Source organism: Kitasatospora sp. MMS16-BH015 (assembly GCF_002943525.1).
Classification (GTDB): domain Bacteria; phylum Actinomycetota; class Actinomycetes; order Streptomycetales; family Streptomycetaceae; genus Kitasatospora.
Window position 1 is genome coordinate 1685888 of the sequence record NZ_CP025394.1, and the last position, 17491, is coordinate 1703378.

Below are 17491 nucleotides of genomic sequence, written 5' to 3' on the forward strand. Positions count from 1 at the left end.
TGTCTCACCCGCCCGGCGAGAGCGTGGTCGCCAGGCGGGTGAGCGCCGTCCGGTCCTGGTGGCCGGTCTTCCGCAGCAGGCTGGCCATGTGCTTCTCCACCGTGCGGGGGGAGATGGAGAGCCGGCGGGCGATCTCCTGGTTGGCCGGGCGCTCGATCAGCAGGGCCAGCACCTCGTACTCGCGGGAAGTCACCCCGAGCGCCCGCAGCTGGGCCGGGATCTGGTCGTGCCCGGTCCGCCGCTGCGCGACCGAGGCGCCGGCCTGCCGGAGCAAGGCCCGGCAGGCCCCGGCCACGGCGGGCACCTCCAGCGCGTGGAAGTACTCCTCCGCCTCGCGCAGCCACTCCACCGGTTCGCCCCACCCGTCGGCCAACGCGGCCTCGGCCACCAGCCGCAGGCCCAGGTGGTGCGCCATCGGGAACAGCTGCCCGCCGGCCCGGTGCACCTCGACGGCCCGGGTCGCGGCCGCGCCGTCCCCCTCCTTCCCGAGCTGGACGGCCTCGGCCAGGGCCAGGAACTGCCGGTTCCAGACCAGCCCGGCCGCCGGCGCGGCGGCCACCGCCGTGAGTTCGGGCCGGCCGGACCGGCCGGTGAGCACGTCGAGCAGCGGGCGCAGCCCGTACCGCCCGGCCAGGAAGAAGACGTTCGGGTGGGCGTCCTCCCAGGCGGCAGTGGCGGCGAGTTCGGCCAGCGCGAGCGGGCGGTCCTCCTCCAGCAGGGCGCAGAAGGTGCGGCAGAGGCCGAGCATGACCGGGGTGAGCAGCGAATCCGTGCCGCCCGCCTCCTGCTCGAAGCTGAGCAGCGCCCGCTCCATCTCCCGCCGCCGGCCCCGGTGGGCGGCCTGGGTGGCCGAGGTCACCAGCAGGTAGCGATGGGTGGCGTGGTTGCGCATCCGCGCGGCGGCCTCCAGGTGCCGCGCCACCAGCGTGGCGGCCGTGTCGTGTTCACCGCGCAGCACGGCGTTCATCGCGAGCAGCGCCTCGGTGCGCTGCATCGCGAGCTGCGAACCGAGCCCGGCGGCGGCCTCCCGGGCCTGCTCCAGGCGGCGGGGGTCGCCGGTCCGCATGAAGGTGTTGGCGCCGATCCGGACCAGCGCCTCGAACCGCCAGCCAGGCAGCCCGTGCGATTCGGCGATGGCCAACATCCGTTCCAGGCAGCGGTCGGCGTCGTCGAAGCCCCGCTCCCGGGCCAGCATCGCCAGCAGCTGCCAGGCCTGACAGGCCACCACCGGCAGCTGCGAACGCTCGGCCACCTCGGCCGCCTCCCGCGCCCGCCGCTCGGCGATCGACCGCGGGCTCAGCGCCACCTCCTCGCCTTGGTCCCGCTCCTTCTTCCGCCCTCGACCCTCCTCGGCGCCGTCCACCGGCTCCGGAGTGACCGGCACCTCCTCGGCCGCCGGGGGCTGCCGGCCCGGGAACAGCGCGAGGTGACCCTCGATCACCGCCAGCGCGGCGGTCTGGGCCGGGTCCGCGAAATCGCCGAGCAGGGTGCGGGCGGCCGCGATCTGGGCCCGGGTGTCGGCGGCCCGTTCGGCGACCACGGCGGCCCAGGCCAGGCGGGTGTGCAGGGCGATCCGGCGGTCGAGGGCGAGGGCGGCGGCGCCGACCGTGGGGAGCTCCTCGACCAGGGCGAGCGCGCGGTCGAGGTGGCCGGCCTCGGCGAGGGCACCGAGCAGGGACTCGGCGATGGCCGAACGGTCCTCCTCGGCCGCGTGCCGGTGACCGCGCTCCAGCATCAGCACGGCGGTCGCGGCGGCCCCGGCCGCCAAGGCCCGCCGGCCCGCCTCGGCGTAGTTGCGGGCGGCGCCCGCCCGGTCGCCGGCGGTCAGCAGCAGCTCGGCCACCAGCTGGCAACGGTCCTCGCCCAGGGCGGGATCAGCCTCCCGCAGGGCGGCGGCGGCCTGACGGGCGAGGGCGGCGCGCTCGGGCAGCGGGGTGCCGGTGAGCAGGGCTTCGACGGTGAGGGCGTGCCGGAACGCGTACTGGTCCGGCTCCGCCGGGTCGGGCACCAGGAACTCGGCCTCGATCACCGTCCGCAGGTGGGCGAAGAGGGTGCGGCTGTCGTGGCCGGTGATCGACTGGAGCGCGCCGACCGAGAACCGGGTGCCCAGCAGCGCGGCGAACAGCAGCAGCTCGCGCAGCTGCGGGTCGGTCCGGCCGAGCTGGTCGAGGCGGTGGGTGTAGTGCCGCACCACCGTCGCGGGCACGCTGGCGGTCAGGTCCCCGGCCACCTCCCAGGCCATTCCGCCGGCGGCCGTGCGGCCCGCCGCGTCGGGGCGCAGCGCGCCGGAGGCGATCAGCTCGGCGAGCAACTCCTCCACCAGGTACGGGTTGCCGCCACCGCCGTCCACCAACCGCTCGACCACGGCGGGCGGGACCTCGGCCGGGGCGGTCTCCAGACAGGCCGCGGCCACGGCCCGGACCTCCGGCGCGGCCAGCGGGCCCAGCGTCCGGACGGTGGCCACCCGGCGACGCTCGGCCGCCCGGACCAGGGCCAGCGCCTCACCCGGCTCGGGGCGCAGGGTGGCCACCAGCAGCACGGGCAGGCTCGCCAGGTTGTCCACCAGGTACTCGACCACGGCGATGGTCTCGGAGTCGGCGTCGTGGAAGTCGTCCAGCAGCAGGACGCAGCCGGCCGGCCGGTCCAACACCGGGTGACCCACGGCCGGATCGGGCGCGGCCACCACGGCGAGCAGCCGGAGCAACGCCTCGGCCAGCTCCACCACCGTCTCCGGCCGCCCGCCGGGCTCGGCGGCCCGCCACTCCGGCACCAACCGTCCGAGCGCCCGCCGGTACGGCGCCAGCTCCGGCACCTCGGGCGGCCCGCCCGTCCGGAATCGCGAGCAGACCGCCTCGATCAACGGCCGGTACGGCGTGCCCACACCGGTGGCACTGCCCCGCCCGCGCAGTACGGCCAGCCCGGCCGCGGCCGCCCTCGTCGCACACTCCCCGGCCAGCCGGGACTTCCCGATCCCGGCCTCCCCCACCAGGAAGACCGCCCGCCCCACCGACTGCTGAGCTCCCGTCAGCGCATCGGCCAGCAAGGCGACTTCGATCTCCCGGCCGACGGTGGTCGGCGAAGTGGCACGCATGGCCGCAGGCTAGTGGAGGGTGCGGTGGATCCGGTAGGGGTGCGCCCGTCCTCTCCTGCTCCCCCGCTGCGCCCCTGGTCGTACACGGTGCGGCCCAGGTGGCGCCCTGGTCACGCCCTGATCGCGCTGGGGCGCCCCACTTGGCGCGGATTCTCCCAGACGTCGATGATGTTGGCCGGAAGGCCCTGCCTAGTCGGCGGGGAGCGGTAGGGGAAGGGACAGCCTTGATGGCAGGAGCAGCAGCGGCGACGACGACGGCGATAGGCACAGCGGAGACGGCGACAGTAGCGGCAGTGGCGGCAGTGGCGGGCCCGATCGAGGGCGGTGGCCGGTCGGGGGTTCCCGGTCGGGGTCGCTCGGCTGAGGCTCCGTCGGGGTGGGCACTGGGGCGGGCGTCGGGGCGGGCGTCCGAGGGAGCGGCGGACGGGGTGCCGGACGGGCCGCCGGTCGGGCCACCCCCGGGGCCGTCCGTTGGAGCCTCAGGGGAGGAACGGTTCGAACACTGGCGGGACCTGGTCGGCCTGACCCGGGTCTGCCAGGCGACCAGCGACCATGTGCAGACCTTCGACTCTCAGGTGCGGCGGACGGAGCTCGGGCCGGTGATCCTGCTCGGGACCTCGTTCACCTCGGCACGGCTCCGGCGGACCGAGCGGATGATCCGTCAGGGCGACGAGGAGCTCTACCACCTCTCCCTGCTGACGGCGGGCGCCGCCCACGTCGAGGGGCACGAGCGGGACGGAGCCGGGGTGCTCGGCGCCGGCGACTTCCACCTGGTGGGCAGCGCCCGCCCGTACGCCTCGCACTTCTTCGGCACCACCGGGGCAGGCCCGGAAGGCCCCGGGCCGGCAGGGGCCGGGCAGTCGGCGCGGCCCCGGGCCGAGGGGGTGGGCATCGACCTGCCCGCATCGCTGCTGCCGGTACCGGTGCAGCGGCTGCAAGGCATGCTCGGCCGCCGCCTGGTGGTGCAGCGCGGCACCGGCACGCTGCTGGCCGAGTTCCTGCTCGGCCTGGACCGTCAGGCCGCCATGCTGCAACCGGCCGAGGCCACGCGCCTCGGGTCGGTGGTGGCCGACCTGGTGTCGGCCTGGATCGCCCAGGAACTCGACGCCGAACACGCCCTGGACCCGGAGACCCGGCAGCAGACCCTGGTGGAGAGCATCCGCTCCTTCATCCGGCACAACCTCCACGACCCCGAACTGACCCCGCCGGCCATAGCCGCGGCCCACCACATCTCCGTCAGCCACCTGCACCGCCTGTTCACCACGCACTCGCAGGGCGAGACGGTCGCCGCGTTCATCCGCAACCGGCGCATGAAGCTGGCCTACCGCGAACTCGCCGACCCAACCCTGCTCACCGTGCCGATCCACGCCATCGCCGCCCGCTGCGGCCTCCCCCGACCCTCCGAGTTCGGCCGCGCCTTCAAGGCGGCCCACGGGGTCTCGCCCCGCGAACACCGCCAACGGGCACTCGCCGGCCTCAGGCCCGCCGACCGGTAGGGGTGGCGGTGGCAGCACTCACCGCGTCCACCGAAGCCACCGGTTACCGGGCTACCGGCTTACCGGATTACCGAGAAGAGACTGTCGGGGTTCTCCACATGAACCCCGACAGCCTCCAGGCCCTGGCGACTGAAGGTCGTCGCCTTCCCCCGAATTCGGGCCGCTCGGGACAGGCAGTACTACCTGTCACACACCGCTCGCGCCGCAGTAGGGCGCGGTGCCAACGGTGCAGCGCAGCGAGAACCATGAGTCCCGGCCAGCACCGGCGTACTGGTCGGGACTCCCCCGTGATTCCCCGCTTCAAGCGAAGCCCGCTGCCTTCGTGCATGAGGTTAGGACAGCCGTCCGCCGATCGACAGCGATCCGCCCGGCCGTCAGACGCAGTGCAGAGAAGCTGCGACGCTGTGCAGAGTTTTGCGCCTCTCCACCGGTGGTGACAGGCGCGGGCGGGGCTCGGTGCGGCTGCGGCCGACCGACATCGCACCCAGTTGCTGCTGACACTCTCCGGACGCCGCCGATAGGTACAGGGGATGCACGTACCGACGGCGGGGAGGCGGCGGAAAGGTGGTCTCGCGCCGATCAGTGCAGGTCCTCCATTGGGGTGAACGGGACGGTCATGGTCTCCGGCCCACCCAGGGTGGTGACCGTCCAGTCCGGCCCACCGAGGAGGTCGGCGCGGCGGGCCGGGCTGCCGCCCAGCTGGAGGTCGATCCCGCCGAGCGGGTCGGCGAAGAGCAGCGCCGTGCCGTGCTCCCCGTCGAGGGTCGTCCGGTCGGTGCTGTCGAGCGCTATGCCGAGCGGGGTGGGCCGGGACGGGACGGCTGGGCGGTCGTTGGTCCTGGGGATGCCACGGACGGTCCGGTGGCTCTTGCTGCGGTTGCTCTTGCTGCGGAGTCGGTGGAGCTCGGTGGTGGTCATGGTGCTCGGGTTCCTCTCCTCGGGGGGTTACGGCGTCGGGGGCGACGGCCGAGTCTGGATCGGCGGCTGCAGGAGCAGCACCGAGGCGGTCCGCTCTGCGGAGGCAAGCCTCAGCAGGCCGTGGCCGATGCCGGCCAGGCCGTGGAGCAGACCCGGGGTGGTCACTCCGCCGGGGGTGCCGCAGTACGGGCCGCGCCGATCGAGGGTGGCGAGGAGGCGGGCCGTGGTGCGGGCGCGGAGTGTGCGAAGCGTCGCGGGTATGAGGGGTGGGGCGGGGGCGGCTGGAGCCAGTGCGAGGAACTCCAGTGAGCCGAGTAGCCCGTGGCGGAGGCTCAGATCCGGCGCGGTGGGCGGGCGCGACCGGTCGAGTGAGGTCAAGGCCTCGGCGAGCAGGGCGGCACGGAGGCCGTCCGGGCTGTCGGGCTGGTCGATGGGGGTCGGGCCGCCGGGCCCGGTGGCATTCGGAAGGCCGAGCTCGGGGTTGGCATCCGACGGCCTGGCGGCCCTTGGGGCGAGGGGCGCCCGGCCGAGTGGCACCGAGCCGTTGGGGACTGGGCTGTTGGGGACTGGGCTGTTGGGGACTGGGCTGGCGAGGATGGCCAGGGCGATGCCGGGGAGACCGTGGCACCAGGAGGCGTCGAGGGTGGAGTGCCAGGGTGGGGTGGTGGCGACGTTGAGGGCCGCATGGAGTGCCGCCTGGCCGGGCTGCAGGTACCGCTGGTCGCCGGTGCTGGTGGCGTAGCGGAGCAGGACCCAGCCGATGCCTGCTGTGCCGTTGGCGAACCCCGTAGTGGTGGGAAGAGGGCGGCCGGCGAGCAGTGCGGCGCAGGTGACGGCGGCGTTGCGGGCGGTGGTGTGGACGGTGGCCGTCGCGCGTGGAGGTGTGAGGTGAGGTGGCGTCACCTGTGGCCGGCTCGGGACGGTGGGGTGGGGGATCCGGGAACTCGACCAGGTCGTGGTGGTCGAGGCGGGTGGGGCAGTGAACTCGGTGACGGCGAGGAGGGCGGCCAGACCACCGGCTGTGCCGTCGGCCAGGGCGGATGAGGGCTCGGACTCGGCGGCTGCGAGGGTGAGGCCGATCGCGGGCTCGAGGCAGTCGAACAGCTCTCGCGACTGTAGGGCGGGGGCGAGGTGGCTCAGGGCGTAGGTGATGCCGCCGAGGCCGGTGAACGCGCCGGAGCCGATGACGGCGAGGTCATGGGGGCGCGCGGCCAGGCGGTCGAGCAGGCTCGGGAGGGGGCGGAGCGCCATCGCTGCGGCCTCGGCGAAGCGAGGTTCGCCGGTGAGGGTGGTGAGTTGGGTGAGGAACAGGGCGATGCCGAGGTAGCCACCGGCCAGGTCGGCACCGGCGGGACGGGGTTGCCAGTACCGGTCGGCGATGAGGTCGAGACCGAGCCAGTTGGTCTGCGCGGGGGTGCGGTGGGCCTGTTGGAGGAGGGTGTCGCCGATGGAGGTGGCCGCCGCGAGCAGTTGGGCGGGGGTCGGCGAGGGTACGGGGGCACCGGAGCGGGCGGGCTCGAACCTGGCGGAGCGGATCCGGGCTGCGGCGAGACCAGGGGCGTCAGGGTGGGCCGGGGCCACGGCGCCGTCCGGAGTGGCTGGGAGCCCGGGAGTGGTGCTGCGGGCATGGAGGGCCCTGGGCTCGGAAGCGGCCGGGTCGATGCGGACCGCCTCGCCTTCGGCGAGGCGGGGGCAGGGTGCTTCCGGTTCGGTGGTGGCGAGGGTGGCGCGGATGGTCCATTCCTGGGTGGCCAGGGTGGTGGAGCCGGCCATGGTGTGGAGGTGGGCGATGGCCTCGGCGAGACCAGGGCGAGCGAGGGTGGCAGGAGCGGGGTGGGTGGGGGTGCCCTGGAGCCGAGTGGTGGGGGTGGTGGTGAAGAGGGGGATGTCACCGTCGCGGAGGGCGGCGACCTCGGCTTCGGTGAGGTGGGGGTAGGCCGGTGCACCGAAGGTGTCGGTGTCGAGCAGGCGGAGCAGGGCGTCGCGGTCGGTGGTGCGGCGCAGGACGTCGGGGTGGGTGGATTCGTCGAGCAGGGTGGCGTACGTCTGGGTGGGTCGGGCCACGACGCGCACCTCGGCGGTGGCGAAGCCGGACAACAGCCCGTCGGGGCGGACGAGCTCCTGACGGCCGGAGACGGCGGCGGACCAGGTCGCGCGGAACCCGTCGAGCAGGGCCTCCGTATAGTCGACCGGGTTGATCTCGGCAGGGTCGGTGGAGGCCGGGGCAGGCGGGGCCGAGGCGGAAGCGGGAGCGGAGGCGGCCGAGCCGGCCGAAACGGGAGCTGAAGCGGTGTCACCGGTTTCCATCGACTGAAGGTCAGACGACGGAACGGCTTCACCGATGCCGACCGGCCGGGCTCCCGGGGGTGGAGTGGCGCCGTGCAGGGGGGTCGGCTCGGGGGTGGCCAGGTGGGGGCGGTTCGTGGTGATCGGGGGACGGCCGGGGCGGCGGGTGAGGTGCATGGTGTCGGTGCCGGCGGCGGCCCAGGCCACGCTGGGCAAGGGGGCTTGGGCCGCGCGGCCGCCGGCCAGGCCGGAGGTGTCGAGGGCGCCGCCTTCGCCGAGGAGGAGGTGGGGCAGCAGGCCGGTGCGGTGGACGGAGGTGGCGAGGGCGAGGGCCGCCGGGTCGGTCAGGCCGGGCGGCTGGGGGTGGAAGAGGGTCTCGACGTCGATCAGGAGGGGGGCGTCGGCCCTCGCGATGACGTTCTCCAAGTGGGCGTCGGTGGCGCGGAGGAGGTGGAGCACGGCGAGCAGGGCACCTTGCCGCCGGTGGAAGAGCTCGACCTGCGCGGGGCTGGTGCAGGGTGCCGGCTCGACGTACTCGGCCCAGCCGTACCCGGGGCGCGGGAGCAGCTCGAGGGTGGGCAGCTCGGGCACGCCGGGCCGGGTGGCGAACCAGGCGAGCAGCTGGTTGAACCGCTCGTGGGCTTCGACGGAGCGGGGCTTGTGGACCAGCCGGGTGCCGTCGGCGAAGCGGAGCACGGCCACTGCCCGGCCGCGCCGGTGGGTGTCACCGGCGGTGCGGCCGATCGAGACCAGGGGGCCCGGGTCGGCGCCGCGCAGCAGCGTGCGGAGCAGCGCGGGCCGGTCGGTGCGGAGGTGGTGGAGGAGCTCGGTGTGGCCCTCGGCCGCGTGCAGGCTGGTGACGGCGAGCAGGCGGGCGAGGACCGGGTAGTCGGTGAGGAGCGTGGTGAGGCCGGGACGGCCACCGACCTGCCGGAGGAAGGAACGGAACCGCCCCGACGGGCCGTCAGCACCGGCGTCGGCGGGGTCGCCGGAGCCACCGACACCCGCAGCGCGAACGCCCCCGCCAAGGCGGCCTGCGGCGCGGGCCGCGTGGAGCTCGCGGACCAGGGTGCGGGCGGCGCGGCGGGCCAGCAGCATGGCCAACCGGTCCGTGAACTCCGCCCGGACGGCCGGGAGATCGACCTCGCGGGCGGGGAGATGGGCCGGGAGGCGGGAGGCGGCGCGGGCGGCTAGTGGGGTGAGGACGGCGGCGAAACCGGTGAGGCCCGGCAACTCGCCCGACGGAAGGACAGCCTCCGCCGGGGCGGCTGCCAGCGCCGCGGCGAGGAACCGCGCCCACTGCGGCGGCCTCGCGCGGCGGAGCTCGGCGCCGGTGGCTCCTGCCCGCCACCACGCCTTCTCGCGAACCTGACTTACCGTCAGTGCCGTGCTGATCACGGAACGAAGCGTGTCAGCCGCCCCGCGCCGCCCACAAGGGGGCAGGCACGTACGTGGTAGCACGTACATGCCACGGCATACGTAGGGATGGCCGGAAGATACGTACGCTCCCCCCATGCCCACCCGGGCGCAGCTGGGCAGGATCGTCTAGGCGGACGGCGCAGGGGTGCGACTTCCGGTCATATGCCCGACCGGCGTGGTGGGTCGCCGGCCGGCTACCGGTCTGGGGGCCGGTAGGGGGCTGCGAGGGGGCCGCAGTTGGGGGGTTGGGGAGGGTGGCGGACGGCGGACTGACGCGTTGGGGTACCGGCCGTCCCCCGTCCGTCACCCTCCAGGGGGCAGTTCGCGCAACCGTCGCCCCGCAGTCGGCCCGGGCCCGTTCCGGGGCCCTGCGCCCTTGCCCGCCGAAGGCACTGCCCGCCGAACACCCCGAACCCCCGCACGCCTTAGACCCCGCGCGCCGAGGACCCAGAGCGTGGCGGGCCCGGCCGCGCGGGAGGCCCCCGCACCAGGCCGAGCAGCCGACGAGCCCGTGACCGGAGGAACGGCAAGATGGCGGACCAGCACCACCTCGAGGACCCGTGTGCCGCGCTCTACCCCGACCTGGTCGAGGCGATCCTGTACCGACTGGGCGGGCACGACTGGCACGTCACCCCGGGCGAGTTCTGGTGCCGGGTGGCACCGGCGGGCACGCTCCTGCGCGGACAGGGGTGGAAGCTGCACATCTCCGCGACGCCGCTCTCCGCGCCGATGGTGCTCGCCCGGGTGGTGAAGGTGCTGGTGGTGGAGCGGACGGCGTTCAAGTTCGCCGGCACGCCCGCGCGACTGACCGAGCTGGTGTCGGCGCGGCACGACCGGGCCGGGGGCGGCAAGTTCATCACGGTCTACCCGGAGGACGACGAGCAGTTCCGCCGGCTCGCCGAGGCGCTGGACCACGCGACCGGGCAGCTGCCCGGGCCCGGCATCCTCTCCGCCCGGCCGTACCGGCCCGGCAGCCTGGTGCACTACCGGTACGGCGCCTTCGGCGGCACGCCCCGGCTGACCAACGACGGGGTGCGCGAGGTGCTGCTGCGCGCCCCCGACGGCGCGTACGTGCGCGACCCCCGGACACCCGGGTTCGCGCCGCCGGCCTGGGCGGAGCTCCCGTTCGGGCTGCCGGGCCCCGCCGCGCCGGCCCCGGGGGCGAGCGTGCTGCTGAACGAGCGGTACGTGGTGCGGTCGGCGCTGCGGCACGCGTACCGGGGCGGGGTGTACCTCGGTGAGGACCAGCTGAGCGGGTACCAGGTGGTGATCAAGGAGGCGAGACACCACGTCGGCGCCGGGCTGGACGGCACGGACACCGTGGACCTGCTGCGCCACGAGGCCGAACTGCTCACCCTGCTGGCCGTCCCGGGTCTGGCCCCGGCACCACTGGACCTGTTCGAGCAGGGCGGCAACCACTACCTGGTGCGCGAGCGGGTGCCCGGCCGGACACTGCGCGCCTGGACGGCAGAGCGGCTGCGCCCGCCGGTGGCCGAGGTGGCCGCGTTGGCCAGGCAGTTGACCGAGCTGGTGCGCCAGGTGCACACCCGCGGGCTGGTGCTCCGCAATCTCACGCCGGACGGTCTGATGGTCACACCGGAGCACACCCTGCGGCTGGTCGACGTGGAGGCGGCGGCCCGGCCCGGCGCCCGGGTCCGGCCGGTCCGCACCCCCGGCTACACCGCGCCCGAGGCCGTGGGCGCCACCGAGGCGCCGGCCCAGGAGTCCGACCTGTACGGGCTCGGCGCCGTCCTCTTCCACCTGCTCACCGGCGCCGACCCGGTCTTCGCCCCCGACCTGGGCACCCGCCGCACCGACCACGAGCGGCTCGCCACCCTGCTGGACGGTGCCCTCGCCGAGCGGCCCGAGCTGATGCCCTTCGAACCGCTGGTGCTCGCGCTGACCGCCGACCGGCCCGCCGACCGCTGGTCGCTGACCGAGGTGAGCGCCCGGCTGCTCGGACGCGGCTCCCCGGCCCGCCCGGCCGCCGGCGCCTCCCCCGAACAGCGCGACCGGCTGCTCGCCGATGGCCTCACCCACCTGCTCGACACCATGACCCCCGAACTCGGCGACCGCCTCTGGCCGGCCACCGGGGCCGCCGCCCGGACCGATCCGCTGAACGTGCAGCACGGCGCCGCCGGCGTGCTCGCCACCCTCACCGCGGCCGCCGCGCACCGCCCCGGCCCCCGGTTGCGGGCCGGTCTCGCCCGGGCGGCGGGCTGGCTGGCCGACCGGGCCGACGGCTGCGACCAGTACCTGCCCGGCCTCTACTTCGGCCGCTCGGGCACCGCCTGGGCGCTGCTCGACGCGGCCCGGCTGTTGGAGGACGAGGCGCTCGCCGCCCGGGCCGGGCGGCTGGCCCGCCGGGTGCCGGTCAGCTGGCCGAGCCCGGACGTCAGCCACGGCGTGGCGGGCGCCGGCCTCACCCAGCTGCACTTCTGGCAGGTCACCGGGGCGCGCGAGTACCTGGACCGCGCCGTGGCCGCCGCCGAGCGCCTGCTGGCCACCGCCGTGCCCGGCCGCTCCGGGGTGCTCTGGCCGGTGCCGGCCGACTTCGACTCCGCGCTGGCCGGGGCGCACCACCTCGGGTACGGCCACGGCGCGGCCGGGGTCGGCGACTTCCTGCTGCTCACCGGCCGGCTGACCGGCCGTCCGGACTTCCTGGCCGCCGCCGCGCGCGCCGGGGAGACCCTGCTCGCCACCGCCCGGCTGCGGGACGGCGGGGCCGGCTGGCCGGTGGACGACCGCGACCCGGCCGCCCCCGTGCACGCCCCGCACTGGTGCAGCGGCTCGGCCGGGATCGGCGGCTTCCTGCTCCGCCTCTGGCAGTCCACCGGCGACGAACGCCTGCGCACCGCCGCCGAACAGGCCGCCCTGGAGGTCTACCGCTGGCGCTGGCGCAGCTCCCCCGCCGCCTGCCACGGCCTGGCCGGGCACGCGGACTTCCTGCTCGACCTGGCCGAGGCGCTGGCCGAACCCCGGTACCGGGCCTGGGCCGAGGAGTTGCTCGGCTGCGCACACGCCCGGCACGTGCTGCGCGGCGGGCTGATGCTGCTGCCGGACGACACCCTGACCGGCGTCGGCCCGGGCCAGCGGACCGGTCTGGCCGGCCCGCTGGCCCTGCTGGTCCGGCTCTGCCACGGCGGCCCGGCACTCTGGCGCCCCACCGACCCGACCACCGCCGTCCCGAACGCTCAGGTTCCGGACACTCAGGTCCCGGCGGCCCGCACGGCCGCGCCGGGCAGCGCGGGCACCACGGGTACCTCGAGTACCTCGGACGCCCGGTTAGAGCTCGCCGAAAGGAGGTGACCGCCGCGATGACCACCGATGTCGGCGCACTGCAGCTCCTGGACGGTGTGGAGGACGCGTACCCGGCGGGCGGGTGCGGGTTCGCGCCCCGGGGGTACCACCCTCGGGCCGACTCCCGGACCGACCACTGGGCGGAGCCCCCGGCGGACTCCTGGCCGGACTCCCAGCCGGGCTCCCGGCCGGGCTCCCGGCCGGGCTCCTGGACGGGCTCCTGGACGGGCTCCTGTCAGGACGCGCGCGTCTAAGCCGTACCGGTGACCCACCGCAGGGAGCTGTCGCGTTCCCGTCATCCGACCGGACCGGTTGCGGTAGGGTGACGGCGTTCCGGCACGGACGGCAGACGTCCGGGCACGTCCGGTCCGGCCGAGGGCCGGGCCCGATCGAGGAGGTGAGACCCATCGCCGCTGCTGTTGGCCGGGTGCTCCCCCGCGTGCCGTCACCGCTGTCCGCGTGACCACGGGAGCCCCGCGAGGCTCTTCGAGAGGTACCCGTGACAGTCTTCCCCTCCGCCCGTCTCCGCACCACCCTGGTCGGCCGCCTGCGCGCCGCAGGCTGCGTGTTCGCCGAGGACGAGGCGGCGTTGCTGCTCTCCACCGCCGGCTCCCCCGCCGAGCTGGCCGCCATGGTCGACCGCCGCGCGGCCGGCCTCCCACTGGAACTCGTGCTCGGCTGGGCCGAGTTCTGCGGGCTGCGGATCGCCGTCGAGCCCGGGGTCTTCGTGCCCCGGCGGCGCACCGAGTTCCTGGCCGAACAGGCCGTCGCCCTCGGCCGCCCGGGCGCGGTGGTGCTCGACCTGTGCTGCGGCGCGGGCGCACTCGGCGCGGCCGTGGCCACCGCCCTGGGCCGGGTCGAACTCCACGCCGCAGACCTCCAGTCGGCGGCCTGCGGGTGCGCCCGCCGCAATCTGGGCCCGCTCGGCGGCGAGGTGCACCAGGGCGACCTGTACGAGGCGCTCCCCGCGCACCTGCGCGGCCGGATCGACCTCCTGGTGGCCAACGCGCCGTACGTGCCGACCGACCGGATCCGGCTGCTCCCACCCGAGGCCCGCGAGCACGAACCCGTGCTCACCCTGGACGGCGGCGCCGACGGGCTCGCCGTGCAGCGCCGGGTGATCGCGGGCGCCCGCGACTGGCTGGCCCCCGGCGGCCACCTGCTGATCGAGACCGGCGCCCACCAAGCCGCCGACACCGCTGCCGCGTTCACCGCGCACGGACTGACCCCACGGATCGTCAACTGCCCGGACCGTGAGGCCACGGTGGTGATCGGGAGCTGACCTCGGCCCGCCGCGGCGCCGACCGCACCCGGCCCCGGGCTGGTCCACAGGCGACCGGGCCGCCCCGCGCGCGAGGCCGGGGCGGCTCGTCCGTACACTGAGCCACCGTGATCACGGTGATGGTGAACGGGCTCCCCGGAGCCGGCAAGACCACGCTGGCCACGGCGCTGGCCCGGGAGTTGGGGCTGCCGCTGCTGAGCAAGGACGCGGTGAAGGAGACCCTGGCCGACGCCCTCGGCCCCGGCCCGGGCGGAGCCGGCTGGGACCGGCCCTGGAGCACCGCGCTCGGCCGGGCGGCGGGCGAGACGCTCTGGACCCTGCTCGGCGGAGCGCCGGCGGGGGCGGTACTGGAGACGCCCTGGCTCGGCGCGGAGGTCCGGGGGCACGTCCGGGCCGGGCTGCTGCGGGCCGGGGTCGAGCCGGGCCGGACCCAGGAGGTCTGGTGCGAGCTGCCGTTGGCCCTCGCGCGGCAGCGCTACGACCAGCGGGCGGCGCAGCGCCACCCGGTCCACCTCGACACGGGGGCCGGTCAGGACGAGCGCTGGTCGGCCTGGGCGGCGGTCGCCGCTCCACTCGCCCTCGGCACCGTGCACCGGGTCGACACCAGCCGCCCGGTGGACGTGCCGGGGCTGGCCGACCGGATCCGGACCGGCGCGGCCGAGGGCACCTCACCCTGGCGCGACACGCCCACGAACGGGTGATTCGGAAAAGCGATTCAGTGGCGTGCCGAGGCTTGATTCCGGGGATTTCGGCCCGAACTGACGGGACACGCCGGGAACTTCCGGAAACTGATGGAAGGCCACGAACGTTCGACGCACTGTCAGCTCGTGAATCCTGATCCATCGACATCCTGATCCATCGGTACCCGGATCCACTGGTACCCGGATCCATCGGCAGCCGGATCCGTCCGGCCGGATGGATCCACCCGCAGAGGAGATGAGACTCGTGCGCATCCTGTTCACCGGCCCGGGTTCGGCCGGGCACTCGTTCCCGCTGGTGCCCACTGCCCAGGCGCTGCGCGCGGCCGGGCACGAGGTGTTGCTCGCCGGCCAGGCCCCGCTCGACCTGCTGCGGCAGACCGGCCTCCCCACGGTGGAGATCGGCGACGGTTCGACGCTCTCCGACTCCTTCCGCCGGATCGCCCCCGATCCGGGGTACGTCAACCCCGACCGCAGCCAGGAGGAGACCATACGGCTCGCCGCCCTGGGCTTCGCCGACCACGGCCGGGCCGCCCTGCCGGGGCTGCTCGCGGTGGCCACCGCCTGGCGGCCGGACGTGCTCGTGCACGCCGCCTTCCAGGCGGCCGCCCCGCTGGTCGCGGCCAAGCTCGGCATCCCGGCAGTGGTGCACAACTTCGGGGTGATGTCCGGGCAGGAGATGGTCGGCCGCTTCGCGTCCCTGCTCGAGCCGGAGTACCGCGAGCACGGGGTCGAGGGGCCGGCCACCCACACCGTGATCGACGTGGTGCCCGCCTCCCTCGGCGGTGACGGCACGGGGTGGCGGGTGCGGTACGTGCCGTACAACGGCGGCGGCACGGTGCCGTCCGAGCTGCTCGGCCGGGGCGAGCGGCCGAGGATCGCGGTCACCCTAGGCACCGTGCTGACCGAGTGGGCGGGCGCCAATCCGATCACCCGCCTGGTGGCCGAGGCGGCGCAGGTGGACGCCGACTTCCTGCTCGCCGTCGGCGACACCGACCTCACCCCGCTCGGCCCGCTCCCGGCGAACGTGCGGGCCCTGCCCTGGGTGCCGCTGGCCCAACTCCTCGACGCGGCCGACGCCGTGGTCCACCACGGCGGTTCCGGCACCATGCTCACCGCCGCAGCACACGGCATACCCCAGCTGATCCTCCCGCAGGGCGCCGACCACTTCCTCAACGTGGCGGCCGCCCAGGCCGCCGGCTTCGCGCTCCGCTCCACCGACACCGAGGTGGATGCCGCCCTGCTGGATCGCCTGCTCACCGAGGAGGGCCTGCGCAAGTCCGCCGAGTCCTTCCGCGCGGAGATGTCAGCCTTGCCCTCCCCGGCCGACCTGGTGCCCCGGTTCGAGGCCCTGCGCTGAGGCCGGCCGAGGGCCGCTCCCGGTAGACAGCCGGCGGTAGGCGACGGCGGGCGGCCGGCCGTGGGCGGTGGACAGCCGGTCGTCGTCGGCGGGCGACCCGCGGTCCGCCGTGGGCGGTGGGCGCGGCGGTGGGCGGCTAGCGGTAGGTCGCGGTGAGGGCGTCGATCAGCAGGCCGACGCCCTCCCGGGCCTCCTCCTCGGCGAGCGTCATCGGCGGCGCCATCCGGAGCGTGTGCCCGTACAGGCCGCCCTTGCCGACCAGCAGGCCGCGCGCGCGGGCCTCCTCCAGGGCCCGGGCGGCGAGCGCCGGGGCGGGTGCACCGGTCTCCGGGTCGAGCAGGTCCACGGCGAACATCAGCCCCTTGCCGCGGACTTCGCCGACTCCGGGCAGCTGGCTGGTGGCCTTGGTGAGCTGGTCGATCATCAGGCTGCCGAGCCGCTTGGCGTTCTGCTGGAGGTCGTGGGCCAGCAGGTACTCCAGGGTGGCCTTGGCCGCCGTGGTGGCCAGCGGGTTGCCGCCGAAGGTGGAGATCCCGGCCGCCGGCAGCGCGTCCATCAGCTCGGCCCGGGCCACCACGCCACCGATCGCGAAGCCGTTGCCCAGGCCCTTGGCGAAGGTGAGCACGTCCGGGGTCACCCCGTGCGCCTGGTACCCCCAGAAGTGGTCGCCGGTGCGTCCCCAGCCGGTCTGCACCTCGTCGGAGACGAAGAGCACGCCGTGCTCCGCCAGGATGTCCCGGTAGGTGCCGAGCAGCCCGTCCGGCGCGGCGGTGAACCCGCCGACGCCCTGCACCGGTTCGGCGATCAAGCAGGCCACGTCCTTGGCGGTGGCGGTGGCCAGCACCTGCCGCAGGTCCGCCGCGCAGAAGTCCAGGTACTCGCGGTCGGTGAGCTGCGGGAACTGCGCCCGGTCGGTGCCGTGCAGGTAGTGCACGTTGACCGGAGAGAGCGAGGAGTTCTTCCAGCTCCGATTGCCGGTCACCGCCGTGGCCGCGTACGAGCGGCCGTGGTAGCTGTTGCGCAGAGCCAGCACCTGGTCGGAGCGGCGGGCGTTGGTGGCCAGCAGCAGGGCCGTCTCGTTGGCCTCGGTGCCGGAGTTGGTGAAGAATACCTTGGCGTCCTCGATGCCCGACAGCTCGGCGATCCGCTCGGCGAGTTCGATCTGCGAGCGGATCAGGTAGAGCGTGGAGGTGTGCACCACCCCGCTGCGCAGCTGCCGCTCCACGGCCTCCCGTACCTCGGGCACGTCGTAGCCGAGCATGTTGGTGAGGATGCCCGCGAAGAAGTCCAGGTAGCTGCGCCCCTCGGCGTCGGTGACCCGGCACCCCCATCCGCTGACGATCTCGATCGGCTGCTCGTAGTAGAGCGAGACCCAGGCGGGCAGGACGGCACGGTGACGGCTCAGCAGATCGGAGGTCGGCAGATCGGACATCGGCGGCTCTCGCTTCCTTGCGTTCGGGCCAGACGGGCCAGGCGGGCCAACCGCCGGAGCACGGCACCGCAGACCGACCCGCGCACCGGTCGTGCGCGAGCCGTCACGTACCGTGCCCGACGGCGGGTCCAGGAAAGGTACCGCACCACCCCGGCGACGGGTGCCCCGAACGCACCGCCACACCTCCCCCCGTCCCACCCCACGCCGTC

General features: G+C 75.1%; 10 protein-coding genes. 6 read left to right on the forward strand and 4 right to left on the reverse strand.

What is annotated here, in order from left to right:
* Window positions 1–4: 4 nt before the first annotated feature.
* Entirely contained in the window at window positions 5–3091 is a 3087-nt protein-coding gene (locus CFP65_RS07250; RefSeq protein WP_104815306.1) for a LuxR family transcriptional regulator, read from the reverse strand.
* Between the two features lie 599 nt (window positions 3092–3690).
* Between CFP65_RS07250 and CFP65_RS07255 the strand changes: the two genes are divergently transcribed.
* A complete protein-coding gene (locus tag CFP65_RS07255; RefSeq protein WP_254552272.1) occupies window positions 3691–4587 on the forward strand; it encodes a helix-turn-helix domain-containing protein in 897 nt (298 codons plus the stop codon).
* 579 nt (window positions 4588–5166) lie between these two features.
* Here CFP65_RS07255 and CFP65_RS07260 read toward each other — a convergent pair.
* Window positions 5167–5505: a hypothetical protein gene (locus CFP65_RS07260; protein ID WP_104815308.1), complete on the reverse strand. Its 339-nt coding sequence runs from the start codon at window positions 5503–5505 to the stop codon at window positions 5167–5169.
* A 27-nt stretch (window positions 5506–5532) separates the two neighbouring features.
* A complete protein-coding gene (locus tag CFP65_RS42035; protein WP_158702074.1) occupies window positions 5533–9189 on the reverse strand; it encodes a type 2 lanthipeptide synthetase LanM family protein in 3657 nt (1218 codons plus the stop codon).
* Window positions 9190–9741: 552 nt separating this feature from the next.
* Between CFP65_RS42035 and lanL the strand changes: the two genes are divergently transcribed.
* From lanL to CFP65_RS07290, 5 genes are all read left to right on the forward strand, one after another.
* Window positions 9742–12519 (forward strand): class IV lanthionine synthetase LanL, encoded by a 2778-nt coding sequence (gene lanL, locus CFP65_RS07270; RefSeq protein ID WP_104815310.1) that lies wholly within the window; start codon window positions 9742–9744, stop codon window positions 12517–12519.
* Window positions 12520–12527: 8 nt separating this feature from the next.
* Window positions 12528–12764: a hypothetical protein gene (locus CFP65_RS07275; protein WP_158702075.1), complete on the forward strand. Its 237-nt coding sequence runs from the start codon at window positions 12528–12530 to the stop codon at window positions 12762–12764.
* Between the two features lie 245 nt (window positions 12765–13009).
* Complete coding sequence (locus tag CFP65_RS07280) at window positions 13010–13792, forward strand: putative protein N(5)-glutamine methyltransferase (protein ID WP_104815312.1); 783 nt, start codon at window positions 13010–13012, stop codon at window positions 13790–13792.
* 107 nt (window positions 13793–13899) lie between these two features.
* Window positions 13900–14493 carry an AAA family ATPase gene (locus tag CFP65_RS07285; protein WP_254552273.1) on the forward strand — a complete coding sequence of 198 codons (594 nt, stop codon included), beginning with the start codon at window positions 13900–13902 and terminating at the stop codon, window positions 14491–14493.
* A gap of 244 nt (window positions 14494–14737) precedes the next feature.
* Window positions 14738–15850 carry a glycosyltransferase gene (locus CFP65_RS07290; RefSeq protein WP_104815313.1) on the forward strand — a complete coding sequence of 371 codons (1113 nt, stop codon included), beginning with the start codon at window positions 14738–14740 and terminating at the stop codon, window positions 15848–15850.
* A gap of 136 nt (window positions 15851–15986) precedes the next feature.
* Here the strand turns inward: CFP65_RS07290 and CFP65_RS07295 are convergent, their stop codons facing one another.
* Window positions 15987–17282: an aspartate aminotransferase family protein gene (locus tag CFP65_RS07295; protein WP_104815314.1), complete on the reverse strand. Its 1296-nt coding sequence runs from the start codon at window positions 17280–17282 to the stop codon at window positions 15987–15989.
* Window positions 17283–17491 lie beyond the last annotated feature (209 nt).

What these genes read in the sequence shown, in the direction of transcription:
- lanL (WP_104815310.1), top strand. Translation starts at nt 9,742, where the DNA reads ATGGCGGACCAGCACCACCTCGAGGACCCGTGTGCCGCGCTCTACCCC.
- CFP65_RS07250 (WP_104815306.1), bottom strand. Translation starts at nt 3,091, where the DNA reads ATGCGTGCCACTTCGCCGACCACCGTCGGCCGGGAGATCGAAGTCGCC.
- CFP65_RS07295 (WP_104815314.1), bottom strand. Translation starts at nt 17,282, where the DNA reads ATGTCCGATCTGCCGACCTCCGATCTGCTGAGCCGTCACCGTGCCGTC.
- CFP65_RS07275 (WP_158702075.1), top strand. Translation starts at nt 12,528, where the DNA reads ATGACCACCGATGTCGGCGCACTGCAGCTCCTGGACGGTGTGGAGGAC.
- CFP65_RS07260 (WP_104815308.1), bottom strand. Translation starts at nt 5,505, where the DNA reads ATGACCACCACCGAGCTCCACCGACTCCGCAGCAAGAGCAACCGCAGC.